The 26,330-nt window shown below is 67.7% G+C and carries 27 protein-coding genes; 4 read left to right on the top strand and 23 right to left on the bottom strand.

Going from position 1 to position 26,330, the window contains the following annotated elements; translation table 11 throughout:
• Nucleotides 1–38 precede the first annotated feature (38 nt).
• Entirely contained in the window at nucleotides 39–1,250 is a 1,212-nt protein-coding gene (locus ACZ7IB_RS40495) for a hypothetical protein (RefSeq protein WP_470919677.1), read from the bottom strand.
• A 319-nt stretch (nucleotides 1,251–1,569) separates the two neighbouring features.
• Between ACZ7IB_RS40495 and ACZ7IB_RS40490 the strand changes: the two genes are divergently transcribed.
• The gene (locus tag ACZ7IB_RS40490) at nucleotides 1,570–2,130 is read left to right on the top strand and encodes an NUDIX hydrolase (RefSeq protein WP_470919675.1); all 561 of its coding nucleotides are present in this window, start codon (nucleotides 1,570–1,572) and stop codon (nucleotides 2,128–2,130) included.
• Between the two features lie 191 nt (nucleotides 2,131–2,321).
• Here ACZ7IB_RS40490 and ACZ7IB_RS40485 read toward each other — a convergent pair whose 3' ends face one another.
• From ACZ7IB_RS40485 to ACZ7IB_RS40425, 13 genes are all read right to left on the bottom strand, one after another.
• Complete coding sequence (locus ACZ7IB_RS40485; protein WP_470919674.1) at nucleotides 2,322–3,158, bottom strand: class I SAM-dependent methyltransferase; 837 nt, start codon at nucleotides 3,156–3,158, stop codon at nucleotides 2,322–2,324.
• Nucleotides 3,159–3,386: 228 nt separating this feature from the next.
• Entirely contained in the window at nucleotides 3,387–4,019 is a 633-nt protein-coding gene (locus tag ACZ7IB_RS40480; RefSeq protein WP_470919673.1) for a mycothiol-dependent nitroreductase Rv2466c family protein, read from the bottom strand.
• A 56-nt stretch (nucleotides 4,020–4,075) separates the two neighbouring features.
• Nucleotides 4,076–4,735, bottom strand: coding sequence for a 3'-5' exonuclease (locus tag ACZ7IB_RS40475; protein ID WP_470919672.1), 660 nt, complete (start codon nucleotides 4,733–4,735; stop codon nucleotides 4,076–4,078).
• Nucleotides 4,736–4,832: 97 nt separating this feature from the next.
• Nucleotides 4,833–5,801: a phosphoribosylaminoimidazolesuccinocarboxamide synthase gene (locus ACZ7IB_RS40470; RefSeq protein ID WP_470919671.1), complete on the bottom strand. Its 969-nt coding sequence runs from the start codon at nucleotides 5,799–5,801 to the stop codon at nucleotides 4,833–4,835.
• Between the two features lie 28 nt (nucleotides 5,802–5,829).
• Nucleotides 5,830–6,531 carry an HAD family hydrolase gene (locus ACZ7IB_RS40465; RefSeq protein WP_470919669.1) on the bottom strand — a complete coding sequence of 234 codons (702 nt, stop codon included), beginning with the start codon at nucleotides 6,529–6,531 and terminating at the stop codon, nucleotides 5,830–5,832.
• Between the two features lie 53 nt (nucleotides 6,532–6,584).
• The gene (locus tag ACZ7IB_RS40460; protein WP_470919667.1) at nucleotides 6,585–7,415 is read right to left on the bottom strand and encodes a dTMP kinase; all 831 of its coding nucleotides are present in this window, start codon (nucleotides 7,413–7,415) and stop codon (nucleotides 6,585–6,587) included.
• Nucleotides 7,403–8,515 carry a DegT/DnrJ/EryC1/StrS family aminotransferase gene (locus ACZ7IB_RS40455; RefSeq protein ID WP_470919665.1) on the bottom strand — a complete coding sequence of 371 codons (1,113 nt, stop codon included), beginning with the start codon at nucleotides 8,513–8,515 and terminating at the stop codon, nucleotides 7,403–7,405. The genes ACZ7IB_RS40460 and ACZ7IB_RS40455 overlap by 13 nt, the downstream gene beginning before the upstream one ends.
• Nucleotides 8,512–9,546: a radical SAM protein gene (locus ACZ7IB_RS40450; protein WP_470919663.1), complete on the bottom strand. Its 1,035-nt coding sequence runs from the start codon at nucleotides 9,544–9,546 to the stop codon at nucleotides 8,512–8,514. The genes ACZ7IB_RS40455 and ACZ7IB_RS40450 overlap by 4 nt, the downstream gene beginning before the upstream one ends.
• On the bottom strand, nucleotides 9,536–10,324 hold the full coding sequence (locus ACZ7IB_RS40445; RefSeq protein WP_470919661.1) for a dTMP kinase: 789 nt from the start codon (nucleotides 10,322–10,324) through the stop codon (nucleotides 9,536–9,538). The genes ACZ7IB_RS40450 and ACZ7IB_RS40445 overlap by 11 nt, the downstream gene beginning before the upstream one ends.
• Nucleotides 10,314–10,844 carry a phosphoribosyltransferase gene (locus ACZ7IB_RS40440; protein ID WP_470919659.1) on the bottom strand — a complete coding sequence of 177 codons (531 nt, stop codon included), beginning with the start codon at nucleotides 10,842–10,844 and terminating at the stop codon, nucleotides 10,314–10,316. Before ACZ7IB_RS40440 ends, ACZ7IB_RS40445 begins: the two co-directional genes overlap by 11 nt.
• A 39-nt stretch (nucleotides 10,845–10,883) precedes the next feature.
• Entirely contained in the window at nucleotides 10,884–11,513 is a 630-nt protein-coding gene (folE, locus tag ACZ7IB_RS40435; RefSeq protein WP_470919657.1) for a GTP cyclohydrolase I, read from the bottom strand.
• 57 nt (nucleotides 11,514–11,570) lie between these two features.
• Nucleotides 11,571–12,317: a 7-carboxy-7-deazaguanine synthase QueE gene (locus ACZ7IB_RS40430; protein WP_470919655.1), complete on the bottom strand. Its 747-nt coding sequence runs from the start codon at nucleotides 12,315–12,317 to the stop codon at nucleotides 11,571–11,573.
• Entirely contained in the window at nucleotides 12,314–12,724 is a 411-nt protein-coding gene (locus tag ACZ7IB_RS40425) for a 6-pyruvoyl trahydropterin synthase family protein (RefSeq protein WP_470919653.1), read from the bottom strand. The genes ACZ7IB_RS40430 and ACZ7IB_RS40425 overlap by 4 nt, the downstream gene beginning before the upstream one ends.
• Before the next feature lie 251 nt (nucleotides 12,725–12,975).
• Between ACZ7IB_RS40425 and ACZ7IB_RS40420 the strand changes: the two genes are divergently transcribed.
• The gene (locus ACZ7IB_RS40420; protein WP_470919651.1) at nucleotides 12,976–14,295 is read left to right on the top strand and encodes a helix-turn-helix transcriptional regulator; all 1,320 of its coding nucleotides are present in this window, start codon (nucleotides 12,976–12,978) and stop codon (nucleotides 14,293–14,295) included.
• Between the two features lie 473 nt (nucleotides 14,296–14,768).
• Here the strand turns inward: ACZ7IB_RS40420 and ACZ7IB_RS40415 are convergent, their stop codons facing one another.
• On the bottom strand, nucleotides 14,769–15,200 hold the full coding sequence (locus tag ACZ7IB_RS40415; RefSeq protein ID WP_470919649.1) for an ATP-binding protein: 432 nt from the start codon (nucleotides 15,198–15,200) through the stop codon (nucleotides 14,769–14,771).
• 425 nt (nucleotides 15,201–15,625) lie between these two features.
• On the opposite strand from ACZ7IB_RS40415, the gene ACZ7IB_RS40410 reads away from it, so the two are divergent.
• Both ACZ7IB_RS40410 and ACZ7IB_RS40405 read left to right on the top strand, forming a co-directional pair.
• A complete protein-coding gene (locus ACZ7IB_RS40410; protein WP_470919647.1) occupies nucleotides 15,626–16,495 on the top strand; it encodes a helix-turn-helix domain-containing protein in 870 nt (289 codons plus the stop codon).
• A complete protein-coding gene (locus tag ACZ7IB_RS40405; protein ID WP_470919645.1) occupies nucleotides 16,488–16,715 on the top strand; it encodes a DUF397 domain-containing protein in 228 nt (75 codons plus the stop codon). Before ACZ7IB_RS40410 ends, ACZ7IB_RS40405 begins: the two co-directional genes overlap by 8 nt.
• A gap of 532 nt (nucleotides 16,716–17,247) precedes the next feature.
• On the opposite strand, the gene ACZ7IB_RS40400 is transcribed toward ACZ7IB_RS40405, so the two are convergent.
• The 8 genes from ACZ7IB_RS40400 to ACZ7IB_RS40365 all read right to left on the bottom strand — a co-directional run.
• Complete coding sequence (locus ACZ7IB_RS40400) at nucleotides 17,248–17,919, bottom strand: type I-E CRISPR-associated protein Cas6/Cse3/CasE (RefSeq protein WP_470919644.1); 672 nt, start codon at nucleotides 17,917–17,919, stop codon at nucleotides 17,248–17,250.
• Nucleotides 17,916–18,653 (bottom strand): type I-E CRISPR-associated protein Cas5/CasD, encoded by a 738-nt coding sequence (gene cas5e / locus ACZ7IB_RS40395; RefSeq protein ID WP_470919642.1) that lies wholly within the window; start codon nucleotides 18,651–18,653, stop codon nucleotides 17,916–17,918. Before cas5e ends, ACZ7IB_RS40400 begins: the two co-directional genes overlap by 4 nt.
• Before the next feature lies 1 nt (nucleotide 18,654).
• The gene (locus ACZ7IB_RS40390; protein WP_470919641.1) at nucleotides 18,655–19,893 is read right to left on the bottom strand and encodes a type I-E CRISPR-associated protein Cas7/Cse4/CasC; all 1,239 of its coding nucleotides are present in this window, start codon (nucleotides 19,891–19,893) and stop codon (nucleotides 18,655–18,657) included.
• Nucleotides 19,890–21,809 carry a type I-E CRISPR-associated protein Cse2/CasB gene (gene casB, locus ACZ7IB_RS40385; RefSeq protein ID WP_470919639.1) on the bottom strand — a complete coding sequence of 640 codons (1,920 nt, stop codon included), beginning with the start codon at nucleotides 21,807–21,809 and terminating at the stop codon, nucleotides 19,890–19,892. Before casB ends, ACZ7IB_RS40390 begins: the two co-directional genes overlap by 4 nt.
• Entirely contained in the window at nucleotides 21,806–23,335 is a 1,530-nt protein-coding gene (locus ACZ7IB_RS40380) for a DEAD/DEAH box helicase family protein (protein ID WP_470919638.1), read from the bottom strand. Before ACZ7IB_RS40380 ends, casB begins: the two co-directional genes overlap by 4 nt.
• 445 nt (nucleotides 23,336–23,780) lie before the next feature.
• Entirely contained in the window at nucleotides 23,781–24,752 is a 972-nt protein-coding gene (locus tag ACZ7IB_RS40375; RefSeq protein ID WP_470919637.1) for a hypothetical protein, read from the bottom strand.
• Between the two features lie 514 nt (nucleotides 24,753–25,266).
• Nucleotides 25,267–25,839 carry a GNAT family N-acetyltransferase gene (locus ACZ7IB_RS40370; RefSeq protein ID WP_470919635.1) on the bottom strand — a complete coding sequence of 191 codons (573 nt, stop codon included), beginning with the start codon at nucleotides 25,837–25,839 and terminating at the stop codon, nucleotides 25,267–25,269.
• 152 nt (nucleotides 25,840–25,991) lie between these two features.
• Nucleotides 25,992–26,330 (bottom strand): glycoside hydrolase family 15 protein (locus ACZ7IB_RS40365; protein ID WP_470919634.1); only part of this gene is annotated, 339 nt, incomplete at its 5' end.

Genomic DNA, 26,330 nt, shown 5'->3' with positions numbered 1-26,330 from the left:
ACCACGTAGGACACCGTCTTACGCGGGAGCGGTTCTCGTTAGTGGCCGAGAGCCAGGTCGGGCCGGGCTGCGACCGTATCGCGCAGAAAGCTCCGCTTGGAGTAGAAGGTGTGATTCTTTGCCCAACCGCGGGCGGCGAGGTGGCTCCGGAGCCAGTGGTCGATGCGTTTCATCTCGCTCAGGATCTCGTTCTCGTCCTGGATCAAGACGCTGCGCGAGCGCCTGTACTCCAGCTCGCACTGGGACAGGACAACCTCGGGTGCTGCTAGGAGGGAGCAGCGGTCGAAGAAGATTCCGTAGACGTGGCCGGTGCCCATCGACTCGCACTGGACGTCGTAGCGGACGCGCCGGAAGGGCGGCATGGCCCGAACTTGGAGCCCCAGTTCCTTGCGCAGGTACTCCTCGAAGCCGTCGGATGTGATGGCGATGTTGGAGAACAGCTCCTCGCGGCGGGCGAAGGCGTCCTCGGCGAACCACTTTCGCTTGAGTACGTGCCCGGCGGAGACCGTGGGGATGAACGAGGCATAGCCGATTTCCTTCTCGGGCCCCGTGACGTCGAATAGGTGGTTCTCGGTGTGGTGGATCTGGAACTCCTCCCGGTACTCCGGTCGGCAGCCCTTCAGTTTGCCGTCACGCAAGGCTTTCAGCAGCTCTATAGACGCCGCCCAGATGTCCGGCGTCGGGTCGAGGGTGTACTTGAACTCCAACTCGGTTCCGGCGAAGTGCGTGCGGAAGTACCGCAGGTGGTTGTTGAGCGCCAGGCTCGACTCTGCGTGTGCGGATAGCACCTGGTCCAGCCAGCGCAGGGCCTCGGCCGGGCCGTGACCGACCGGCTCACGGGTGGTTCGGACGAAGCAGGCGTCCTCGGGGTGGAACCGGATCTGCGCGTACGCGTGGTATCCGCCGCCGGGATGTTCGGACAAGTAACACAGTGGCACGAGCCCCGGGGCGGCGCTGGCACCGACCAGTTCTTGCAGAGCGGACCCGGCGATGGCGTCGGGGAACAGGGCGCTGCCGTCAACCCGGGCGGACCCGAGCCGAGTGCCGCTCGTACTCAGAGCCTCGACCGGGCACATCCCGAGCGTGTCCCATCGGATGACCACGGTGGTGCTCGGCAAACAGATCTCTTGTGGGGCCACGCGGACAAGGACGATCAGCTCGTCCGGCCGCTGCGGCGTCGTCTGGTTGAGGAGGTGGATTCCGCCCAGGACTACCCAGGCACCTCGTTCTGTTCTGTTGTCACCGTTCATGACCGGGATTCCTTCCTGAAGCAGACCCAACGGAGGGACACGCACTGCTGACCGCCTCGACGCGACCGGCCACCATGCCCGGCCCACCGCGGCTCAGGGATTCGGTTGAACACGACCGGGTGACGTGCGGGCCGCTGCGCCCCGCGTGCTCGCCGGCCGCATAGGGTGTGGCGAGTGGGTCATGGGGAGCTTGGGCAAATGGTTCTGAATGAGGCAGTCTCTGACGTCCGCATTGCTGCGCTGGAGGTTCACAGCGGACGGGCCTGGCTGGAAGGGACCCGGGCGGCATACACGCCTCGGACTGGTGTGGAGGTGACCCGTGGCGATCAGTGATTCGGACATCTCTGCTGTCCTTGCTGCTTACCTCAAGCGCTACCCTGAAGAGGCCGAGCAGATGTCCGAGCCGCAGCGGCTCCTGGCTCAAGGTCAAGACTTCAGTTCCCGCCGGAGCTTCCCGATGCACGTGACCGTCGGCGCACTCCTCGTCCGCGGTGACACCGAGATCCTGCTCATCGAACATGTCGCGTACGGGATCACCCTCCAGCCTGGCGGCCACCTCGAGCCGACCGACACCACCCTGATCGACGCGGCAGTGCGCGAGTTGACGGAGGAGACCGGCATCGACCCTAGCCAGGTGTTCCCCGCCTCGCAGGCTCCCGTCTACATCGAATACGGCCGGGTTCCAGCCCGGCCCAAGAAGAACGAGCCCGAGCACTACCACCTCGACATCGGGTATGCCTTCACGACAGCCCACGCCGAGGTCGGGCGAATTCAGGAGTCTGAGGTGACCGGGGCTGACTGGTACCCAGTGGCCCTGGCCGAGCGCCTGGTCGGTCACCGCATCGCGCGAGCGATCAGCGCGCCGGCCGGAATCGGCTGACCAGCCCCCTGTGAACGCTTCCGGTCTGCAGTGGCACCGGATCACCCTGCGCACCGGTCGAGGCTCCGCGGTCGTTGGTTGCCTCCTTGCCAAACCGAACGCGGGAGCCTCGACGCGCGCAGCCTCACCCGACGTCTGCCGAACTGTGGTGGCTTGAGTGATCGCACGGGGATCGCGGCACGACGGAGCTGTCACTCCCGCCCCCCATCGAGCTGGGCAACGACGACAAGCCAGCTCGTCACCGCGACTTCGTCGGCCCTAGTCTGGGCGTACGCCTCTTTGAGGATCTCCATCTGCTGTTCGTAGGAGAAGTGACCGTCGGGGCGGGCGAAGACCGGGATGGACAGCCACGCCTTCCTCTCTGCCGTGGTGGTGTGCTGGGCCGTAACCTCTGCGTCTACCAGCGTCAGCCCGGCTTCGGCCAGGTGGCGGGTGACGGCCGGGAGCGGCAGCTTCGGGGGGCCGCTCGGCGGAGGCGGGGTATAGCCGTAGTCCCGGGCGGCGATGTGATGAACCAACGAGTAAAGCGAGGGGCTGGCAGGTCCGGTCTGTCCGTCGGGGTGGGTGACTCCGGCGAAACTTCCGCCGACGTTGAACACAAACCGGCCTCCGGGCCGCAGAACACGACGGACTGCGGCGAACACGGCAGGAACATCGGTTTTCCAGATGGCCGAGTTGCACACGACGGCGTCGACGCTGTTGGCCGGGACGTGTTCGGCGAGGTCCTCTGCGGGTGCGCCGACCCAGGACAGTCGTGGATCGTTCAGGGTGTGGCGGCCGATGCGCTGCATTGCGGCGGAGTTGTCGAGGGAGACGACTCTGGCGTCAGGCGGGGCAAGGGCGAGGAGTGCCTCGGCAGTCGTTCCGGTGCCGCCGCACAGGTCAACGATCAGGTGGCTGTCGGTGAGGTGGGCGCGGCTGGCGAGGTCACGGCTGGAGGCGCTGTACATGGGGAAGGTGCGGGTGAATGCGGCATAGGACTCGGCGGTGGTGTCGTCGTCCCAGCCGGTAAGGGCGTCTTGTGCCAATGTGGCAGCCTCGCTTCATGGGTGGGTGCTGCGGCGTGTCGAGCGGCTCATCTCGTCATCGGGGGCCAAGCGGGTCGGGGTGATAGGGCACATTGAGTGCTTCCGGGCGTCACCGGCTCGGGGCGCACCATCGAGGCTCCGCGGCCGTCGTTCGCCCGCAGGTCGGTCCGAAGGCAGGAGCCTCGATGGATACAGCCGGACTCCACGCCGACCGGGCTGTGGTTCCACTCAATCGAAGGAAGGCTTGCTGTCCCGGCTTCGCTTGAGCTCGAAGAAGCCGTCCGTCCCGGCCACAATGACCAGGGCGTCCCAGAGCTGTCCGGCAGGTTCGCCGCGGGGGGCCTGTCTGAGCACGGGGCCGAACAGGGCAGTGCCGCCGATACGGAGAATGGGCGTACCGACGTCGAGGCCGACCTCGTTGAACGCCTCGTTGTGCGAGTCCTTGATGAGTTGGTCGAACTCAGTGCTTGTGGCGGCCGATGCCAGCGAGACGGGAAGGCCCGCCTCGGCGAGCGCCTCGGTGATCACGGTGGGATCTTCGCGTCGCCTCTGGTTGTGAAGGCGGGTGCCGATGGCGGTATACAGCGAGCCAAGGACATCCGGGCCTGCGTGTTCAGCGGCTGCCTGGCAGACCCGCACCGAACCCCACGCCTTCTCCATCAGCGCGCGGTAGTCGTCGCTGAGCCCCTTGCCCTGGCGCTGTTCGAGGTTCAGGTAGGCCAGGGACATGATCCGCCAGTCCGCGCGCACCGGCCGGACCTGCTCGACTTCCAGGAGCCAGCGTGAGGTGATCCACGCCCAGGGACACAGCGGGTCGAACCAGAAGGGAACGTCGTCGAGTTCCGGCTGTTCCTTACTCATTGAATTGAGCACCATCCTCTCTCAGATCGGTCTTGCAGGTGTCACGCCCGTCGCGGCTAGACGTCGAACAGCCCGGCTTGGACAGGCAGGTTGAACTTGGCCGTACGCCCCGCGGTCTTCACCACAGCCGCGAGGTCCCTGAACTGAGCGTTCTCGTCGGCGGCGCCAATGAGCCGGCGGAACACCTGGGCGGTGACGTCGACGTCGGCGGCGGCCCTGTGCCGGTCTGCCGGCTGGGGGATGCCGAAGTGCCCGAGCAGCGTGTCGAGTTTGTAGTTCGGCAGCCCCGGGATGAGGTGCTTGGCCAGCGGGATCGTGTCAAGAAAGTCGGTTCGGGCCAGCTTCGGACAGTGCTCCGCCTGGTTGCGGATGACGTTGGCCTCGGTGGCAGCGTGCTGAGCCACCAGCAGGTACGTGCTACCGGCCGTGAGCCGCCGGTCAAGCGCACCCAGTGCCTCGGCCGGGGTGGGTGCCTGCTGAAGCTGCTCGGGAGTCAGGCCCGTCTGAGCTGTGTCAGCTGGTGTCACCGGGGCGAACGCGGGAGGCCGGATCAGGGACTCACTCCGTCCGGTCTCCTGCCACGCGCCTTCCGCGTAGCGGAATGCGAGGGCGGCGACCTCGATGGGCTGCGCCGGGTAACCGGTGGGGGTCGTCGTCTCGAAGTCGATGACCACGAACGTCGTCGCCCGGAAGCTCGGGTCCTGAGTCAAGCCCATGTGTTCACCGTTCTCCTAGGTTCCGTGGCGCCGCCGACCCGGGCCCGCGTACGCGCATGGAGGAGCATGCCCGAGAGCCGGCCCCCGTGGTGTGCCGTCACCGACTGCTAAGGCCGGCCACGGCCTGCACGGCGGCCGACAGGTTCGGCGCGTTCCACAGGCGCTCGCCTGTCCAGGTCTCACTCAAGGACCGGTACAGGTCCGCCATCACCAGCGGGAAATCGAGCGGGAGCGGTGCAGGCTTCGGCCACTGATTCCTGGGCACGCCGTTGGCGATCAGCCTGCTGACCGGGATCTCTTGCCCGTTGTCCACGTACCAGTCCCGCAGGACCTGCTTGCCGCAGTGCACGCCGTTGAACATCAGACGGCTCTCGTCAGGCGTGCCGGGGCTATCGGCGAGCACCAACTCCTCATTGCTCGCCACCAAGTACTCGGCTTTGCCGTCGCAGTGGCTCAGCCCGAGCCCTGCCGCGTGCCTGGTCAGCACCTCGTTGACCTTGACGGTGATCTCGCGCAGGGACTGGAATTGTTCTTCGTCCAGGCCGGCGAGGCGCTGGGCCTCGGAGGGGGTGATGAAGCGGTTGACGTCTTCCCGTGTCGTTGCGTACTCGATGAGCGGCTGCTCCAGCTTCTCGCCGACCGCGGGGATCGCGCGGAGCCCGATGGCGGCCGGTGTCAGGTCACCGGTGGTCAGCCGCCGGTGGACGGAGCTTCCCGCTGGGAGCTCGTTGCGGAAGAGAACCTGGAGGGGGATGAGGTAGTTGCCGGAGTCCGGGGTGAGGGGGCGGGCCGCCGGGTCCGGAAGGCGCGCGAGGGTGAACTCGATCCGGTTCGGGGCGATGAACCGGCGGAAGTGAGTCCGTACACCTGCCTTCTCCAGCATGGTGAAGTTGAAGACGGCCATGCGGCAGATCGCCTCGCCTTTGCCCGGGATCAGGTCCGGCATCCGGCCGTAGTGGAAGACGGTGTAGTTGTCCGTGTACTCGAAGACGCCGACACCTTCTCTCGTGGCCGTGGGCGGTTCGACGACCTGGAGATCCTTGGTCGAGTGGAGGACGGGCATCATGCTCCTCGGGTCCGACGGCGTCGCGCCGTCATCGGGTGGGATCTGCGGATCGGGGCGCAGTGGTGCCATCGGCAGCAGTTGGACTGAGTCCGCCGGACCGGGTCCTTGCGTGTGGGGTGACGGACTCCCATGCCGCCTCTTCATCGACGGGTGCCAGGTGGCCGCCGAGCACGGTGATCACCTGCATGCCCGCGGCGCGGGCGGAGGCGATGCCGTCGGGAGCATCGTCGACCGCGAGGCAGCGACCCGGCGAGACGCCCAGGCGCCGGGCGGCCGCCAGGAACAGTTCCGGGGCCGGTTTGCCGTACGTGACGTCCTCGCGCGCGACGACGGCTGCGAGCTCGTCCTTCAGGCTCAGAGCGTCGAGCCCCGGTTCGACTAGGAGCCGACTGGCGCCCGACGCCACGGCGCAGGGCAGCCCGGCACGGCACGCCTGCTGCAGGAGCGAGACGACACACGCGATGGGTGCGATGGTATGGGTTGCGGCCAGCAGGTGGGTGCGGCTCTGCAGAATGACCGTGTCGGTGGGCAGCGACCGGCCGCCGGGCAGGGCTGCCAGGAGATCGTGGATGGACAGGCCGACGTGCCGGCCATACCACTCGTGGTCCAGCTCGATGCCGTACGGATGCAGGGCCGCTCGCAGCGCCTCCTCGTGGCTGGGGGTCGTATCAGCGAGAGTCCCATCGAAGTCGAAGATCACAGCCTCGACGCCGTCGGGGATCGCGGGCATACAGTTCCCTGCTGGCGGCCGGCCCGGGCAAGCGGAAAGCCGGGCTGCCTCGCTCATGTCGGCTCCACGTCGGCGCGGTGGCCGCAGCACATGCACGGAGCTCCCGGGCCCTGCCACGGCTCAACCATGCAGCCCAGGTCGCCCCCGGCACCCTGGATCCATGCCCGGATCTGCTTGACCGCCTCATGCTCGTCCATCAGGCGCCGGTCCACGACCCGGTAGCGGCCCGGATCGGTGGCAGCGACGCGCTCGAAGAGCGTGCACGCCTCGCGCATGAACATCGCCTGCTCGCGGGTGAAGACGCGCTCATCACGCCGTTGTGCGCGCACCCGCGCCTCGGAGGCGTCGTCGGTGACGAGGATCGTGAGATCCGGCAGTGGCCTGTAGGAGGACGCGAGGTCCAGCAGGGCAACTGCCGTCTCCAGAGCAGCATCCGGGTCATCGGGATGCAGCAGCACCGCCTGGCACACCGCCGTGGTGTCCACACTGCGGCCCTCAACGACGGCACGCCCGCTGGCCAGGTCGGGAATGACAGTGTCCAGGTCATGCCGCTTGATGGCCATGAGAAGCAGGGCCTCGGTCATGGGGGTGCCCCCGAGCAGGAACGGATCCCCTGCGCAGGCCTCACGCAGCGAGCGGAGCAGGGCGCCCCCGAGCCCAGGGCGCCCGTCCGCCCTCTGGGAGAACTCGTCGAGCATCAGCGGCTGGTCGTCGAGGGCTTCAACTGCGCGGTTGGTGAGATACGTCTTGCCGACTCCGTTGAGGCCTTCGGCGGAGATCAGCGGCCCGCGGGTGCAGGAAGGGCGTACCGGTGTGACCGTCATGTAGCAGCATCCGTTCGGGGTGTTCGGCGTGGGCTCGGGGGTGTCGACTACGCGCTCCATGCGGCGGCTTCCCGGGCGATGACGGCGGCGTAGCGGTCGAGCACCGCTTCGGAGTCGCGCTCGGTGAGGACGAGAGCGAGGGTGCGATCAAGGATCTGGGCGGCGCCGCGACACGGCGTCCGGTCCGGGCTGGTGAACATGGGCCGGGTGTCGCACGGCACGAGCCTGAAGCTGCCAGTGGAGTTCGGCACTCCCTGTTGGGCGAGGCGCTCGGCGAACAACCGGGGATTCGTCAAGCTGACACGGAGAAGCGGGGCGTAGTGGTTCCACGTCTCGTCAGCTGCCGGCTCGAGAGGCGTGATGCCGCGGATGCCCTCCAGAGCGCGGATCAGGTGTGCGGTCTGGGCGCGGCGGTGCTCCAGCAGGGAGGGAAACCTGCGCAGGTTGGCTTGGGCGAGCGCGGCGAGCGGTTCGGCCAGGCGCCCGTTGAGAGAGCTCCGTTCCTGGGGGCGGCTGCCGGGCGGGGGCTGCAGCCAATGGCTACGGAAAGCCCGGGCGTCCGCGGAGAGTCGGCTGCCGTCAGCCAGGATGAAGCCGCCCTCACCACTCCAGAGGATCTTGCCGTCCTTCAGGCTGAAGCATCCGGCTGCGCCCACCGTTCCGGCCTTGATGCCGGCGCGCGACGTTCCCATGGCCTGGGCGGCGTCCTCGACGATGGTGAGACCCCGCGCGGCCGCGAACGAACGGAGCCTGGCTGGGTCTCCCATCCTGCCCCACAGGTGCACAGGCACGATCGCCTTGGTACGAGCCGTGACCTTCGCTGCGGCGTCGGCGTAGTCCAGGTCGAGGGTGTCGGGGTCGCTGTCGACGAATACCGGTGTCGCACCGAGCAGAACGAGCGGTGCGGCAGTCATGACGACGGTGAGGGCCGGGAGGAGGACTTCGTCGCCCGGCCCGATGCCGATCGCGGACAGCGCGGCGTGCAAGGCCGTCGTACCTGAGGACACCGCGACCGCGTCGCGGGTGGAGAACGCCTCCGCGAGGTCGTGCTCGAGCCGGGTGGTGAACTCGGTTCCGGCAGGGTCTGGCATCCCCGACAGTGCGGCCGCCATGGCCTCGCCGAGGGCCTCCCCGCCGGGGAGGGGTGGCAGGCCGGTCATGTTGCTCCCTGGGCGAGGAGGCGGGGCATGCCGAGCACGAGGGGGCCCATGTTCACGCAGTCCCGACTGAAGTGGGAGCAGTCCGTGCACGCCGGGCGGTCGGCGAACAGGGTCCGTGCGTCGGCGCCGATGATGGTGCGCTGCGCCTCGAGCGCTGTGGCAGCGGTCCGCCGGTCGGAGGGGCAGTCCCACAGCGAGCCGTCGGGCTGGATGAAGAACAGCTGGGCCCCGCCGAAGCAGTTTTCGACCCGGCCACTGGCCTGGGTGGAGATCGAGGCGAGGAACTGCTGCATGTAGGCGGGGTCCGGGATCGTGAGGCTGCCGGGGTCCTCCTGGAGCCGACGCAGTTGGTCGGCTACCGCGGGGACGTCCTGGAGGGTGTGGCACCGCTCCTTGAAGAGCTTGTGGTCGGGCGGGAGGGAGATGGGCTGCGGAACGTAGTAGTCGACGCCGACCTCGCGGGCGATCCGGGCCACGTCGGTGATCTCCTGGGGGCGGTCGCGCACGACCACCGTGTAGATGCCGACCCGGGGGCCCGGCCCGGATCCTCGCTCGCTCAGCAGGGTGCGGATGCCGGCCAAGACCTCATGGTGCCCGACCCGGCCGGACCGCGAGGGTCGCAGCAGGTCGTTCGTAGCAGCGTCCGCGCTGTCGAGGGACACCGAAACCCCGTCGACACCGAGGTCAACGAGCCGCCGGGCGATGCCGGGCCGGGTGAGCGGTACGCCGTTGGTCGCGACGACGACCTGGCACCCGGCCTGCTTGATCGTCTCGATCAGGGTGAGGGTGGGCAGCCAGTCCAGCGGTTCGCCGCCGGCCATGATGACCCGTTCGACCGGCGAGTCGGCCAGGGTCCGCGCGAACGCGTCCATAACCGTCCGGTCGAGGTCGCGGACGGGGATGTGAGACAGGACGCCCAAGCCTTCCGGGAGGACTCTCTTATGGTCCTCCAGCTCCCCGAAGTAGCAGTGCGGGCAGGCGAACGAGCAGGGCGACCTCAAGGCCCACAGCAGGGTGATGTCACGAGGCATGGTTGACCTCCCTGTGCGCCACGGCGGCTCGGACAGCGGCTTCGACGGCCTTGCCGGTCCCCTCCGCGTCCTGGCCGGTCACGTCGATCACGGTGAACCGGTCGGGTTCGGCGGCGGCCAGGTCGCGGTACAGCTGGTCGGCCTGTTCGATCACTTCCTGGTCGTGTGTCGTGAGCTCGCGGCCGATCCGTGCGGCGAAGCGAGCCGCGCTCACCTTGCGGTCGCCGGTCAGCAGGATGGTGGCGTCCGGCACCGGCCGCCACCGGCGGGCGGTGGCCAGGATCTGTTGAGCCACCGTCCGGGCGGGCGTCGGACGGTGCGCGCCGTGCAGGATCGCCCCCTGGTAGACGGCCACGCTGTCCACGCCGCGGTCCTCAACGATCACATCAACGCCGTCAAGACGCGCGGAGTTGAGGCGCTCGAATTCGCGGAACTTCAGGGCCAACAGCGCCAGGGTTTCGACGACCGGGTGCCCGGTCCGCAGGAAGACGTCCCCGCTCGCACTGAGGGCGGCGATCACCCGGCCGGGCAAGGAGTCGGTGGTCTGATCGGTTAGCTCGTCCAGACACAGACACCGCGAGCCGAGGGATGCGGCCGTCGCGTAGACCGCGCTGGTCTTCCCGATGCCGTTGATGCCCTCCACGCTCACCCACAGAGGCCGGCCGGAATCGTCATCGGCGCGGGGGGCGGGAGGCGTGATGGTGATCGTGCTGGCCTCCGGCCGATCACCGGCCTGCCCAGCCGGGTGCGGTACTGCTCGTTCAGCGTCAGCGCTCATGCTTCTCCTCCCAGGGGAAGACGATCCAGGTGTCGGTCAGCGATGCGATGTGGTCGATTTCGCGGTGGGGCTCGGGCCCCTGTGCCCAGTTGGCTCGGTTCACGGCGAGGACTGCAGTGCGCACGCGGGTGGGGCCGAGGTCGCGGAGCATGTCCGCCGTGTGGGCGAGGGTCGCGCCGCTGCCGGCGATGTCGTCGACGAGCAGCACGTCCAGGCCCGTCAGGTCGCCGAGCGATGCGGGGTTGCGGGCGGTCGGCAGCGCGGTCTTGGCGGCGTTGATGCCATCACTGGTGGTGCGGGTGACCTCGACGGTCCGCACGTCGCGGATCCCGAGACGATGGGCGAGCCACACGGCCGGGATCATGCCGCCCCGCACAATGCCCACCACGGCCTGCGGCGCCCCCGCAGCCGCCACCTGCTCGGCAAGGGCCCTTGTCGCGGCGCTGATGTCGTCCCACGTCAGGTACAGGGGGCCGGGCCGGTCAGCGTCGTGCGCCGACGGCGTCGGTGACATGGCCATCTGTTTCACCTCCTTCTTGGTCTGCTTGCCGGTCGGGAATCAGGCCGCGTTCCACTGGGCGGCGGCGAGGGTGAGGAACTGCTGGTTGAGCACCGGGTCGCTTCTGAACCGGCCGCCGGTGCGCACCGTGGTGGTGTGCGCGGTCTCCATCCGCACGCCGCGCATGCTCATGCACAGGTGCACACCGCGCACGGCGACGGCGACGTCCTTCCGTCCGATCACCTCGGTGAGTCGCTCGATGACCTGTCGGGTGAAGCGCTCCTGGACCTGGAGCCGTCCGGCGAAGTGCTGGGCGATCCGGCCGAACTTCGACAGGCCCACTACCTCGCCGTCCGGCACATATCCAGCGGCGACCTGCAGGTTCATGGGCAGCATGTGGTGCTCGCAGAGCGACCACACGCTCATGCCGCCCACGACGACCAGTTGGCCGCTCAGGTGGGACTCGGTGAAGCACGTGATCGTCGCGGTGCCGTCCGGGGACAGGAACGCTTTCCACCAGGCCGCGACCCGGTCCGGGGTATCGGCCAGACCTTCGCGGGTGGGGTCCTCGCCCAGCTCGACCAGGAGCTGGTTGATGAGGTCGGCGACCCGGCCGGTGTCGACCGGCTGGCCGGGCGCGGGTATAGCGGTGCTCACGGCGGGGATGGGGCTGGCGACAGAGCTCGTCATGAGTGTCTTCTCGCTTCCGGGACGGGGAACGACAGGGGGAGTGAGCGGTGGGTGTGGTCACCGGCCTCGGGCGTCGGCGAAGGCCAGCACATGAAGCCGGGTGGTGAAGTGCCAGTGCCGGACCGCGACCGCGTCCGCGAGCACTCGCGTCGCCGCAGTGAGGGTTTCCGCCGTGGTGCCTTCCGGCATCACCCACACCGGGGAGAGCTGGTGGGCATCGGCCAGCTCGGCGATCCGGTCGAGGTCGGAGACCGAGGATGCGACGAACTTGAACACGGCCCGGTCCGTCGCCGTCAACGCTGCCAGCGCGGCGGGCACAATGCTCTTGGCCTCGTCCACCCCGAAACTGGCGAGTTTGGGCGACACGTTGAACCGAACCCCGTCGACCAGCAGAGAGGGGTCGGGTTCGATGGTGCCGTTCGTCTCGAACTCAACCCGCTTCCCGGCGGCCAGCAGCCCCTGAACAAGGGGTACCAGACGCGGCTGCTGGATCAGCGGCTCACCGCCGGTGATCACGACCAGCTCGACCGGCGAAGACGCGGCCCAGGCCACCAGACTTGCGACCGTCCTCCTCGTTGACTCCTGACGTGGGTCGAACCGGGACCAGTCCCAGGTGTACTTCGTGTCGCACGACGTGCAAGTCAGGTTGCACCGCGACAGGCGGACGAACAGGGCCGGATGCCCGCAGCTGGGGCCCTCTCCTTGGAACGTCGGCGTCTCGATACCGAAGCACTCCGCGACGATCAGAGAAGGCTCGGCGTCGCTCGTCGACAGTTCAACCGAGGCCGGCCCGGGGACGGTCACTGCCCCTCCACATCGAACCGGGCCCAGCTCCGTCCGGTCTCCCGGACGCAAACGGCGACCAAGCGGCCGGGGATCGTCGGCTGGAGGTTCTGGATGAACCAGCCAGCCAGAAACTGGGCCAGACGCTCCGAGGTTGGCTCGAAGGGCAGGACCTCGTGCAAGTTGTGGTGGTCAAGCTCGGCGTCAAGGAACTTCTTGAACGGAGCGAGGGCCCCGAAATCGGTGACGAAGCCGGGCTTCTCCAACGCGGGAGCGGTCAGGATGACGTCGACCTGGTAGCTGTGCCCGTGCTGATGCGAGCACTTGTGATCGGGCGGCAGGCCGGGCAGCCGGTGGCCGGCCTCGAAGTCGAACTGCTTGCCAATGGTGTGCGTACCGGTCGGAAGCGGTACCGAGCTGAAGTCCATGAACTCCCCTTGGGGTTCGGCGATATAGACGGCCGGAGGCCGCAGAACAGGTGAGTGGGCCGGGCCGCGTACGCGCGTGCGGCAATGCTGGATGCGGCTCCGTGAGCCGCCACGCAGATCGGCAGCTCTCGATCAGGAGATCGAGTTCAGCTCAACAATGCGACAAATTCAAGGAGTTGACGGGGGTCCCGCAGGGGTCCCGCCCGTTCCAGCACTACGCTGCTGAGGACACCCGGTGATTGGATTCCTGTGTGGACGAGCTGATCCTCCATCCCCTCGCGTACGCCCGGCGCATCCGCGGCATGACCCGCGCCGAACTGGCCCAGGAAATCTGCGCGGCCGCAGAGCGCCGAGGCCTGCGATCGGGAACGGACAAGAGTCGGGTGCACAAGTGGGAGAACGGCGTCACCCCTGACAAGAACTCCAGGACCTACATCGCCGACGTCTTCACAATCCCCTTTGAGGACGTACTCGCCCGCGACTGGCCATACTGGCTGCCCGGAGCAGACGAGAGAGTGATCCCGCTCGGGCCTGACAGTGCCGTCCCAGCCCTCCGAGAGGCATTGCGAGCTGCTATGGACCCCCTGGACCGCCGCAACTTCCTGACCTTCTCCGGCTCTGCACTCACCGCCCTGGCTACGAGCTGGTCCACCAGCGACACCCGACCCCTCGCGCAGGCCATGAATGGCGGCACTGTCGATGAGGACCTCGTGACGATGCTGGAAGAGACCAGCCCTCAGCTGAACCGCCTCGCCACTGAGCAGCGCCAGCACGCCGTCATCCTCCTCGACGCCCACCTGTCCACCGTGGTCAACCTGATCAGACACGGCCGCCACACCCCCGCCATCGCCCAGCGACTCCACACGATGGCTGCATCCCTGTCGCAGACCGTTGCCTGGAACCGGTTCGACCGGGGCCTGCATACCGCCGCCGCGAAGCTCTGGATTGCCGGCCTGCACAGCGCCCATGCCAACGGGGATCGAGACATGGGCGCAGCCCTCCTTGGTGACCTCGCCTACCAGGCCAGCTGGCGCGGGTACCCCCAAACAGCAGCTGGCATTCTCGAACGGGCATTGACCCGCACCTCGCACCCCACAGCCCGTTCCCTGCTCCAACTCCGCCTGGCCCGAGCTCATGCGGCACAAGGTGATACTCGGGCCACACACGCAGCCATCACCGTCGCAGAGAAGTCGCTTGCCGCCGCCTCCGGACGCCCCGTGCCCGCATGGTGCTCCTGGATGTCTGAAGCCGACCTCGCCGTCGACACCGGACAATGCCTCCTCGACCTCGGAGAAACCCGCCGCGCCCACCAGCTCATCCGCGAAGGCCAGGACCTCCTCCCGCCGAGCCGCGACAAGACCCGAGGAGTCTTCCTCACGTACCAAGCCAAGAGCCATCTCGACCTGAACGAGCCCGAACTTGCTGCCGCGGCCGCTCTCAAATCGCTGGAACTCGCTCAGCGAATCGGTGCTCCCCGTTGCGTTCAGCTCGTACGCGATCTCATCCCGCGTTTCGAGGAACACCCGGGAGCCCAGGGAATTCCTGAGCTTCTGGAGCGGGCTGCCGCTTGATCTGGCCGTCGTGGCGGCGACGTCGATGGCGGCTTTGCAGGGAGACGGCCCGGTTGGCCAGGAGTTCGGCGGCAGGCGCTTGTAGCCGGTGACCGTGCCCGATCGCGGGATGTCCCGGGCCCTGCCAGCCGTAGGTGATGCGTGCGGCGCAGTGGCAGTTGCGTACGTGAGGTCGTGCGCTGGGCGCGCGCGGCGTGGGCGGGCTGCCGTGGCATTGGCCACCGGGGTGGGCGGCTGCGCTTCGGCAAGGGACTGGTCCGCGACCACGGGGGAGGGAACGGCGGGAAGGGCGGTCGGGGCTCCGGCGACTTCGGTGATGGTGATCCAGGCGGTGAGCGCCAGGCCCGTCGCGTTCATCGGGCTGTACAAGACGGCGAACGTACTTTCGGAGCGTGGTGCGCGATGGCGGCCACTACCCCGGGACCGGAGCGGAGAAAGAACGGGGCCGGGTAACCCGCCGTGCGCGGTGGCGCTCACCGCGCTGGCCGCGACGTGTCGAGGTCAGCCCACACCTGCTTGCCACCGTCGACGAGTTCGCTGCCCCACGCCCTCGCGATCGAGGCGACGATGACGATCCCGCGGCCGGACTCGGCGTCAGGCCCGGGGAGCGGCGCCGTGGCGGGAAGGGTGCGACAGGAGGTGTCGGTGACCGTGACCCGCACTGTGTCCTGGCTGGTACGGGTCACGGACATGTCGATCACGGGGGAGTTCGTGTGGTCGAGGGCGTTGGTGAGCAGTTCGGATACGACCTGCCTGGCGGCATCGGTCACGTGGTCCAGGTCCCAGGCAGCCAGGGCAAGGCCGACGTGGTGACGGGCTTCGGCGGGCGCGGTGCTGTCGGCGGCGTATCGCTCGCCGTACTGGGGCGGCCCGATGGGGGCGGTGTGCGTGGCGGTTGCGGTCACACCTGCCTCCTCATGGCTGTGTGCGTGTCAGAGGCGCAGGAAAGCTCGATGCAGGGGCGGAAGGTTTCGGAGGGCCAGGGCGAGCTGCCGCCGTGGGCGTGCGCGAACCTTCTCGTGGCCGGACTGTGCCGTGTGGAGATGCGTCGAGGGAAGGTGCTCCGGTCCGTCATATCGACCTCGTGGAGTCGGGGTTGTGGAGAGGCGGTCCCGTTGTGACGGGACTACCAGCCGGGTCCAGGGCGGACTCAGCAGCTCAATGGCATAGCTGTGTGTGGGCACACGGGTGGCAACTGAAGCGGACTACCCCGGCCTGTGGATAGCATGCTCCTGTTTGCTGCAACTCCGCAATATTGCGGGCTCAATCCGCAAGAGATTGGAACTCCCGTTCTCCTGCCACCGCCACAATGTTGTGGGAGACTCCGCACATGGCCACTACTCAGACGACACCGCCGGTCATGAGGCGGCGACTTGGGGGTCAGCTGCGCCGCTTCAGAGCCGAAGCAGGCCTCACCCTCGCCAAAGCCGCCAAGTCCCTCGAATGGGAGAGCACGAGGCTGTCACGCGTAGAGACCGGGCAATACCTCATCAAGGCCTCGGAAATCCGGACGCTACTGAAGGCGTACCACGCCGACGACCCTGAGGCCGTCGCTGCGCTCTGCGAGGCGGCAGAGGGCGGACCCCGGCAGTGGTGGGCGGCATACGACGACATCCTCCCCCGGCCGTACGCCGACAGCATCGCTCTGGAATCGCAGGCGCTGACCATCCGCGCGTACTTCCCCCAGCTCATCAACGCCTTGCTGCAGACGCCGGCCTACGCGCAAGCGGCCATCTTCAGCTCACCCAGCGAGGCCGTCCGCAAGCACGCGGATTCCTTCGTCCAGGTGCGGCAGGCGCGCAAAGCGGTCCTCACCCGGCCCGAGAACCCCGTCGCCCTCCACACGGTGATCGACGAGTCCGCCCTGTATCCCCGTGTGAGTACCACCCCCGATGTGATGCGAGATCAAATCCGCAGCCTGCTCGACATGTCGGAGCGCGGCAACATCACCATCCGCGTCATGCCGCTGGGAGCACCACCGCACCCTGGGCTCACCAGCAACATGACCATCATGGACTTCCGGTACCCCTGGCCCTCCCTGGTGATGGTCGATCACCTCCGCGGAGGAATGTTCCTGGAACAGCCAGAGGACGTGGCGGCCTTCTCGGAGGCATTCGACGCCGTTCTCGACGCCGCGCTGCCCGCAGAAGAATCTCGGCAAAAGCTCAAAAGCTATATGGAAGGAAACCCCCGTGCCTAGCAAGACCGTCCTTCGTGCTCCCGACCTGGGACCAGTTCGGTGGCGCAAGCCGTCCTACTCCGGAGGTGGAGAAAGCCAGTGCGTCGAAATCGCTGACGTACCTTCACACCAGGGCATCGCCGTCCGAGATTCGAAGAACCCGACTGGCCCCGCCATTATTGTCGGACCGGCCGCGTTCGCCGCGTTCATCACCGACATCCAGAACGGCACAACTGATTGAAACCTCCCCTCCCTGGAGGGGAGGAGTTTCCTACCCTCCAGGACTGAGCGGGGATTTCGAGCTCAGGCTGCCGGACGGGGCGGTGCCCTGTCTGGTCTTACGCGATCAGCACCAGCCGGGTTGAGACCCGCCCGGACCAGCACATCTTTGAGCTCGGCCCACACGTCGCGCGGGCCCGCAGACGCCAGCGACAGCCACACATCGTCCGGGGCTACTTCGGCGGCCCCGCCGTCCGCTAGGACTTCACTAGTGGCAACGACAGTTAACGCCGGGAGAATTGGCGCGCTGGGAGGGCCGATCTGCCGTGGGCGTCGAAATCCGCCAGTGCACCATGCACACGGGAATGAGCCTCCCGCGCCCGCCGACGACGAAGGGAGGGAGGCCCATTCCCGTATGGGATGTTGCTGCCCCACCAGTGTGGGGATGTGGGAGAGCGCCCTATCAGGATTCCCGAAAGCTTGGTGCAGCCTCACCGATGTGAGGAGATGACGCTCAACAGCAGAATATACCTGGTGGGAGGGTGCGCTGTGGTTCATTGGACATGCCTTATACGCAGGAGCCCGCACCCGTAGGCCTTGGCCTGTCCCAGGCCTTGTGTCATGGCCTGTTTGAGGAGGTCAGGGGCGAGTATGCGGCAGCGTGCCGTCATGTCCCGGTAGACCACGGTGATGCGGTTGTCTGACTGGGCGTGCGTGCCGGTGGCGCAGATGTTTTCGCCGGGACGGATGAGGTTGAGGGATGTCTCCAGTCCGCCGCGGGCCAGGTAGCCCTGCAGCCAGCGCGAGGCGTCGTCGGGGGCCGTCAGGCTGACGCGCTTCCTGGAGTGGAGACTGCGCATGAAGGGGTTGGCGATCACCTGGACGTTGATGATGTCGCCGACGGCGAAGTTGTGTTCGACAGGGAAGACCTCGGCTTTGATGAGGCGTCCTGAGGTCAGGAGGGGCTCCCAACGGGGAGGGGCTGGCGCTTGGACGAGAATTTGTTCGGGTGGTGCGGCCTGGAGCTTTCGGGATCGGTTGTGTTGGGGTGTTCCTCGGCGCGCGGCGAACAGTACGTGCTTGGGGCGGGGCGAGTTCGGGGTGCTGAAGCCGGTGAGGACCAGCGAGTGCAGCTGGTGTACGTCGTCGCACGCGGCCTGCTCGGGCGGGGAAAGAGTAAGCGCGGACCGGACTGTGGTGAATCGGGTGACCGTGCGGGTGGTCATGACCAGGACTCCAGGGCGGGGGGTGTGACCGTCGAGGTTTGGAGGAACAGAGCTCTGTGGCTGCGGTCGGCGAAACTGACAGGGTTCTCGGCACTGGGAAACGCACCGGTCGTGGGCGGCACTTCGGTCCACACGGTGGGCTGTGCATCGGTGGCTTCGGGAAGCAGACTGACCTGGCTGGGCCACAGATCAGGCCCGTGCGAGGTCACGCCGTAGGCGATCGGCCGGGCGGGTGGGCAGCAGTGCCGGCCCAGGAAGAGCAGCCGAGCCGGACGACGCAGGGCGCTGTCGATGGTGTGGGCGAGCTGGAGGTCCTCGGTGCTCAGCCCGGCGAGGAACGCGGCGTCCTCCAGGTAGTGCTTTGTGACCTGGACCGATTGGCGGCTGCCCTTCTTCCGCGAGGCTCGGAGCGTGCCCTCGGGTGTCAGGGCTGGGTCGCGCGGGGCGCCATAGTCCGGGCCCGGGTTCGGGTTTCGCGGATCGGCTGGAGGGAAACAGCCACCGCCGGCGGTCTGCTCGTCGCGCATCTGTCGGCCGGGACGGTCGACGCGGACGGTAAAGGTCATGCTGATGAAGTCGTCCAGCGGTGTGTCGGCGCTGAGATCGAGAGCGTTGACGATCAGACCGATGACCGCGCTTTTCGTGGGGCGTGACCGGGTGGCGCGTTCTTCCCAATGAGATGAGGTTCCGTAGGCCTGCATCGGGCCGGAGAGGCGGAGGAGCACGGTGGCCACGTCAGTACCCCGTCACGGCCAGGACGTCCGGGAGGTCGGGTGGTGCGTCGCCCGTGGGCGAGTGCCACAGAGCCGTTCCACCGCGCAGGCCGAGCTCGTGGAGATAGGTGGCCAGGCGGGTAGCGGCGTGAGGGCCTGCGGGCTGCTCACGGATCGCGTCTTCGAAGGCCGGCGAGGCGGTCAGCGCCTCATCGGTGGTGGTGACCACGGCCAGGGTGGGGCGAGGCGGGGAGCCGGTGCGGGAGCGTTTGCCCGAAGGCAGGCTGCGGACGATCGCTCGTGTCCACCTGCGTTCGGCGCTCTGGGCCAGGGCTTCGACCTCGTCCTGGGTCTTCCCAGACAGGGCTAGCGTCTTGCGAAGTTGGCGCCGGTCCAGCGCCGCTTGCCGGTAGAATGTGCCCGAGACCAGGTACTGGCGTCCGAGCATGCCAGTGCCGGCGAAGACACCGCCGTCCTGGTAGTCGTCACCCGCCGCGAATTCGTCAGTGATCAGCCGGAGAGGGTCAACGCCAAAACCGTGGGCGACGTGAGCGGCGGAGATGACCCTGCCGCCGGGGAGCCCGGCAAGCATCCGGCCGAACAGCGCGATCTCTTCCACGGTGCCGGGTTCCAGGACGGCCTGGGCGGCGGTGACCACGCTCTCTGGCAGGTCCGCGACCGGAATGGGTGCATGCGGCTTCCTCCGGGACGACGTGCCTCGCTCAGCCGGCTGGAGTGCTTCGGCGATCAGATCCTCCACTCGCTCGCGCTGGACGGCGAGCTCGTCCCAGTGTGAGATCACGAGCCGACTGAGCTGCTGCGCACTGTCTTCGGGTATATAGGCCATGACATTGGTCCGGCCAGGATCGGCCGGGCTGACGCCCAGGCCGGTCGCGGCGACGATGAGGGCTGCGGCGGGTCCCGCGTCGGCGGGGTCGACGTCGTGCTCCGTCTCCAGATGCTGGGCCACCGCGTGGGGCAGGGACTTGGTGGAGAGAGCGCTGATGCGGTCATGACTGCCATCCGCGCGCATGTACTCGCGGGCGGCCCGGACCAGGGACTGGGAGGAGACCCGCATCCGCTCGGTCCCGCCATGCCAAAGAGACTTGGGAAGGTCATTCATGTCCCTGTTGAGATTCACCCCAACCACAGTGGTGAGTGAGTGCACCACCACGAAGGGACCGGGACTCCGCGTGACGTCGGTGACCTGTCCCTCGGCCCGAACGGGCCTGGCAGCAAGGTCAGTGGCGTGAGTGGTCATGTGAGGAGGTCTCCTATTCCAGCGGGCGCGAACTGTCGTTCGCGGAGCGGCAGCCGGCCGCGGGTGTAGAACTGCGTCTGCCAGCGGTCCCTGGTGCCTGGGCCCCAGTGCGCGAGATCGTTCATGAGACTGCTCCAGTCCGGGGTCAGTCCCTGATTCGCGGCGAAGCGGATCTGTTGCACGAGCAAGGGCCTGAGGTCCTCAAGTCGCTGCGCACCGAGCATCAGCGTCATGGCCGCGCGGGTGGGCTGATGCCGGGGCCCGTAGCTGAGTCCGGTGCCGAAGGCGCGCATCAGCCGGGCCAGCGGAGCGTTCCCGTACGGGTTCTCGGCCCGGGACGTCTTTCGGTGCACGGCGAAGAGCGCGGCGGTCAGCATGCCCGGCTGATGCAGATTGTCGGGGAGGAGCCGGGTCACGGATGCGTAGGCTGGGTTGGTCACTGACGGGACAGCGGCCCAGGAGACCAGGTACGCCATGAGGTCCCGGGTGTGGCGGCTGAGTGCCCATTTGCCCAGCTTCCGGGTCAGCACGTCAACGGGATCGATGGACTCGTCGTCCTCGGGGCTGTGTGGCGTTTCGGCCGTGGTGAACAGGCTCTCGTCGAGGTCGACATCGGGTCCCCCGTCGAGCAGGGCATGGGTCCGCTCATCGTCGGACGCGAACATGAAACTCTCCTGGAACAGGTGGGAGGAGCCGAAACCGGGCGCGGCGCCCGCGGTTCGGCGGCGGGCTTCCATGACGCAGGCCGCAGCGTTCTTCCCTCCGGCATCGGCGAGCAGCGAGCCGGGCAGAAAGACGTGCCGCAGGCATTCGATCTTCTTGCGAGACGTAGTCAGGCCGGTGACACGAACGTCCGGCGGGTGACGGGTGGTGGCTTCGGCGGCCAGGCGCGCGGTGTGGGCCCAGCTGGATTCGGGTGCTGTCCACCAGCCGTGGAGGAGGGGCGCGACGTCCTCCTCGCTGGTCACAATTTCTGCGGGCAGGCGGCCTCCTGCGTCAGTCGTCAGGAGGTCTCGGCAGCCGGGGTGCTCGGTGACCCGGTCTGTCTGCGTGCCAGCCGGCCAACCTTGGGCGAACATCGCACGGGCCACTGTGCCGTCGGCCTGCGGTAGAAGAAGGACCCTGCGAGGATGCCAGGTCAACGCATCCGCCTCCCCATCGGGAGCCGGGCCGTCCTCGCCCACGTCCTGCCCCTTTGAGGGTTCCGGGCGGGGGAAGTAGGTCCAGTGGGCTGTGCCGAGCCCGGGGCCGGGCAGAGGCATCAGCCGCCAGGCGAGCATCTGCGCCACGACGCCGTCCGGCTGGATGACCAGTCCACCGCACGCAGCAGACCTGCGCCCGATATAACACTCCTTTCCGTAGACGGACTCCCGGGCGGAAATCCGGCCGCCCAGGCACCACATCTGCTGGACGAGCAGCAGCTCAGTGGCGCGAGCGGCACTCACCGGCGTGGAGGTGTAAAGGTGGCGGTGGTCGGACAGCAGCGGCCGCCGGATGGCCGCCGTCATGTCCAGGTACAGCACCTCGATTCCGACGTCGGGCAGGCCCTCGGCGACTGTGTGCAGGGAGCCGTCCTGGAACAGCGGCTTGGTCGGATGGAACACGTCCAGGTCATCGGCGTGGTCGTGAACCCAGTGCACCGCCGGCGTCAGGTCGATGCCGTCACGGATCTGCTGCCAGTACTCGTGCTGCCCGGACGGTCCGCACCCCGCCGTGTACGCGACTGCGGTGAGCAACCGGGCCGTTGCGGCCCACAGCAGCGGGTCAGTCGTGGCGAGACGGACCTGGTCCGCCTCTTCCAAGACCTGTGCGAGTGACAGGACCGCGCACTTCCCTGACGGATACACCGTTTCGACGAACGGCAGAACGGCCAGGCTGGCCGAGGGCCATGACGTCTCCGGCATGCCACGCGTCACTGGCCCGGCTCCCCGTCCGCGGTACCGGTCAGCTGCGTGGCCAGGTCCATCAGCGCGCGGGCATCCTCAGGTGACTGGACCAGAGCCTGCGTACCAGCAGTGGCCCGCAGCACCCGCGCCAGCCACTCCTCCTCCGTGGTGTTCTCCGCGTACACATAGAGAGTCAGCGAGCGCTGGCCGTCCCGTTGCGTACGCCCCTCGGCCTGCAAGGCGCGCCTGCCACCGGTCAGGACATCAGCGATCACACAGGCGCGGGGGGTCAGCGTGGCGTCCTCCCCTCTGCCCGCACCACCGCGTTCGCCGGCGTGGAAGTTCACGCCATCCAGCGAGTTGGTGACCGCGACCAGGGCCTGGCCTCCCTGGAACAACTGCCGCTTCCGCTCCCGCAGGTGACGCTCGGCACCCGTGATCTCCACCACCCGGTCCGGCAGCCCCCGCGCCTTCAGTTCCGCCGCGGTCAGGCGCGCGATCGCGGAGACGCTGTCGAGATACCAGGCGGGAACCACGACCTGGTAGCCGTCTTCCACCAGACCTGCCACGATCTTCGCCACCTTCGGAGCCTTGAGCAGCGACGCCTTCTGCACACGGCGCAGCACCTCGGACTCACCGTCGAGCGTGCTGTCGCTGACTTCCAGACCGTGGTGAGCCCGGAACTCGCTCCAAGCGGACTCGTACCGGACCTGGTCACCGGGAGAGAGCTCCACCGGACGAAGCTCCCGCGTCATGGACGGCAGCCCCAGCTCCTCGGCAGTGGCCGTTGCTCCGACGCCCTGGGAGAACAACAGGTGGTCGACCTTCTTCACGTCGTCTTGGTTCACGTCATGGGACCACCGGTGTGCGTGGTCGGTGTTCAGCTCGAACCCGAGGCTGCTCAGCCATGCCTGGTAATCGGACCGGCTCAGCACACCCGGGGCCTCCACGCCCGCGGCATGGGCCATCAGGTCACTCAGGTAGGCCGTTTCCTCCGGGTTGGAGAAGGGGGATGCCGAGGCGCGCAGAAACCACGGCCGCCGGTTGGATCCGTGCATGGGGAGGAGCAGCCGCTTGACGGTCCGGGACCGCAGTGAGGTGGGTGAGGCCAGCATGTGCGACTCGTCCACGATCACCACGTCGAACGGAATCCGCAGGATCCCGCCCTGGGCCGCGAACTCGGCGGCCTTGTCCACCGGCAGAGAGTTGAGGTCCCTTACAGGGTGGATGAACAGTCTCCACAGCTGCTCGGGATTGATCACCGCCCAGCGCTTGCCGCCACTGCCGAAGTGGCCGATTGCCTTGCGCCAAGCCGGGACGACGTCCAGTTTGGTGACGACGAGCACTGTGTGTACATCGGGCAGGTCGTGTGTTGCGCATATGGACATTGCGGTCTTGCCTGAGCCCGTCGGATACGCCAGGAGGAAGCCGGGCGCCCCGGACGCGCGCGCCTCCTGCATCAGTCTCACCGGCTCGTCCTGATATGCCCGAAGAGGCGGGCGCTCCCGCGTTACGGGAGGAGGCGGCAGCCGCTTGTTCAGAACGTCCTGAATCATCCATTCCCACGAGAAAATGGGTGCCGCGTGGGGAGCCAAGGCTTTGGGGAGACGCCGTCCCGTGAAGACGGGGACTCTCCAGCGGGCATTCGTTCGTACCCCAGGGAGGCTCGGTGCCCCCGGGCGCAGAACGAACGAGTGCGTGTCGGGCTTATCAGACAGGTTTTTCATGACGTTCTGCATTCCTGGCTACGGGAAACTGGGCTGTGGTTCTGAGTGCATTGCGCACGCAGGCGACCCTTGATCGGTCCGTCTCCTTCTGCCCTTCAGCTCGGCGGCGCAGTGCAGGGCTTGTGCAGTTGAGGCGATCTCAGGGGCGACCTGGCTCTGCCGAGCCGTGTCGCGAGATCAACCGGCGGCGGAGGCCGTAGTGGTGACCGACTGACTCTGTCCGCGTGAACACTTCGTTTGCGGCCTTGTGGTCGTCGTTGGCGCGCGTGCGCATCTACGGATACGCCGGGGGGACCGCATCGGTGGTAACCACTCGGAAGGCGTGGCCGAGGCGGACCAGGTGCGCCGGACTGTTCGCCCCCGCCTTGTCCATCAAGTCCCGACTGGCCCTGGTGACAGCGCTTGGCTCCACCCCCGCTGCGGCGCCGAGGAGAGCGGGGGCGGAGTGCAGTGCGAGCGCCAGCCACAGACGGCGATCCGCCTCACTGAACGTGACGGACGGTACGGCCGGCTCCGGCAGGGCGAGCTGTTTCATCACATAGGCCATCTGCACCCGAACAGCTGCCCCTTTGACCTGAAGCTTGTGGCCCGCTCTTGTCAAGTACACGTTGAACGTGCCTTTTGTGACGCCGAGTTCGGCGGCGCCGGCAGTGATGTCACGCCCGAGGGACAACTGCTCAAGGGCCCGCTTCTCGCTATCAGTCAACGGGACGATGACAAGATTCGTGTGGCCAGAGCTGAGAACCATGCGGAGACCTCCAGGACGAGCATCGAGGGAGCGGGCAGGATCGTGCTGCACTGCAGTCACCGGGTCTGAAGGGCCCTGTTGTAATGGGTCGCATTCGGAGTCCTGCCGCTGTGCTGCGGTCTCGCCCGGAGCAGCGGTGGTGGCACCGGTGGCAGACGGCTGAGCCGGGCCGCTGCTGTCCGGGCCGGCGGGCGCTGACCATACGTAGGCAACAGCCAGGCAGCCGAGGGCGAGCAATGTGAACGTCAGGGCCCAACCCGGCGCGTTGCCGCGGACCAGGCTCGTGATCGCCGCAGCGGAGATCAGCGCAGCCTCAACGAGGAAGTAGACCCCGACGAGGCGCTTCTGCCCGGCTGCGTCGAGGAACAGGCACCCGGCCCACACGCTCCGTGCAGTGCTCCGGTCAGCGTTCCGCAGGACCAGCCCCAGGGCGACAACGAGGTGCAGGAACAAGGCACCTCGCGCCAGCAGGGATACGACTTCAGGTAACTCGGACATGTGAATCGATTCCATTTGACTTGTTGGGGGATGCGGAGCCCTATGGCGGTGGGCGGTCCGGCCGGCACGGGGCGGTGATGCGGGCTCGGAACCGGGGCGGGCCCGGCACCAGGGCGCACCCGTCATCGGCCCACGACGGCCTCTCACCGGCGAGGAGGCTGCGTGTGCGGTGGACGGTGTAGTCGGCAGGGCGGTGGTCGGTCACCCGCCACCGGTCGCCGAGGGGTCCCGCATCGGTCAACTGCATCGGCGCGGGGCGCTGTTCGCAGGCCGAGCACCTGGTGAAGTCGTGCAGTTCGCGCAGTGTGAGCCGGGTGCCGGGGACGAATAGGCCCGAGCCAGGCGTAGGAACTCAACTCGTCGCGAGGAGACCGTGGCCCGCTGATGCCGGCAGATGCATCATTCGTGACGGCAGATACCTCAACTGCAGGTTGAGTCTCAAGTTGTTGCTTGAGGCTCAACGGGGTCGCTGGGAAGGCGGTATTTGACGACGTAGACAAGATTTGAAGCCCTTTCAGAGGCCAGGGATGGGGTATGTGGAGGACTGCACGGGGCTGTGCGGCATGGGCACGCTGTCTTCGACGAGCGCGGCAAGACCCGGACCGGACATCCGCTCGGCCGGACGCTGCAACAGATGCAGTGCTCTGTCCTGCTCATGACGGCTCCGGACGTATTCCCAGCCGAGGTCCGTGCACCAGCGGTCGGCCAGCCGCAAGGCCGGTACACAGACGCGGACCCACTCGTGCTCTGAGCGGGCCGCGTAGTCGACGGCCCAGGAAGTGAGGAGCCAGCTGAGGCTGTGCTCCGGCGGCGGTGTCGTGATCACACGGACCAGGCCGATCGTCCGCTGCGCCGACTCGCGTCGGGTCCAGCCCGCATACGGCGGCTGATCGACCAGGGTGGCGGTGGCGATGACCTCGCCGTCCCAGGTGACGACCAGCGGATGGGCTGTCTCCTTCTCTGCCTGTGTCAGCTGCCGGTACCGGGCGGTGCCGATACACTTCCGGGTTGCCCGTCGGGCCCTTGCGACCCGCAGGTGTTGTATGGCGGGAAGGTCGGCGGACTCGGCTGGTCGTATGGCATACACAGGATGTCCTTGCAGGGGCGCGGCGGTCGGACCGATGAAGTCGGCCTTGGTCGAGGGCCTGGATACGGGTCATCGGCGCGTCGGGGGTGCGAGTTCGAGGCCGGAGAACCACACGGTGGCGCAGCCGACAAGGCGGAGAATGAGTTGGCCCTTCAACGTGACGCCTCTGCCGCTGCGGGACTGCTGGCCGCCGACGGGCCCTGTGGCGAAGACGGCAAGCTCATCGACCCGGCGAGTCGGAGCTGTTTCGGCAGAGTCACCTTCAAGTGGTGACCGCTGTTGTGCTCGGCTTGGGCCTTCTTGAGCGCGAGGGCGCTGTCGATCAGCGCGAGCATGGAAAAGGCTTGCGGGAAGTTCCCCACCTGGCGCTGCAGCCTGGGATCCCATTCCTCCGCGAGCAGGCCCAGATCGTTGCGCAGGGACAGCAGCCGCTCGAAGAGCTGGCGTGCCTCGTCGACCCGGCCGATCATCGCCAGGTCGTCCGCCAGCCA

Source organism: Streptomyces sp. NPDC037301, from assembly GCF_055602785.1.
The sequence above is the reverse complement of the archived record's forward strand: the minus strand, read 5'-3'. Positions and strand labels throughout refer to the sequence as shown.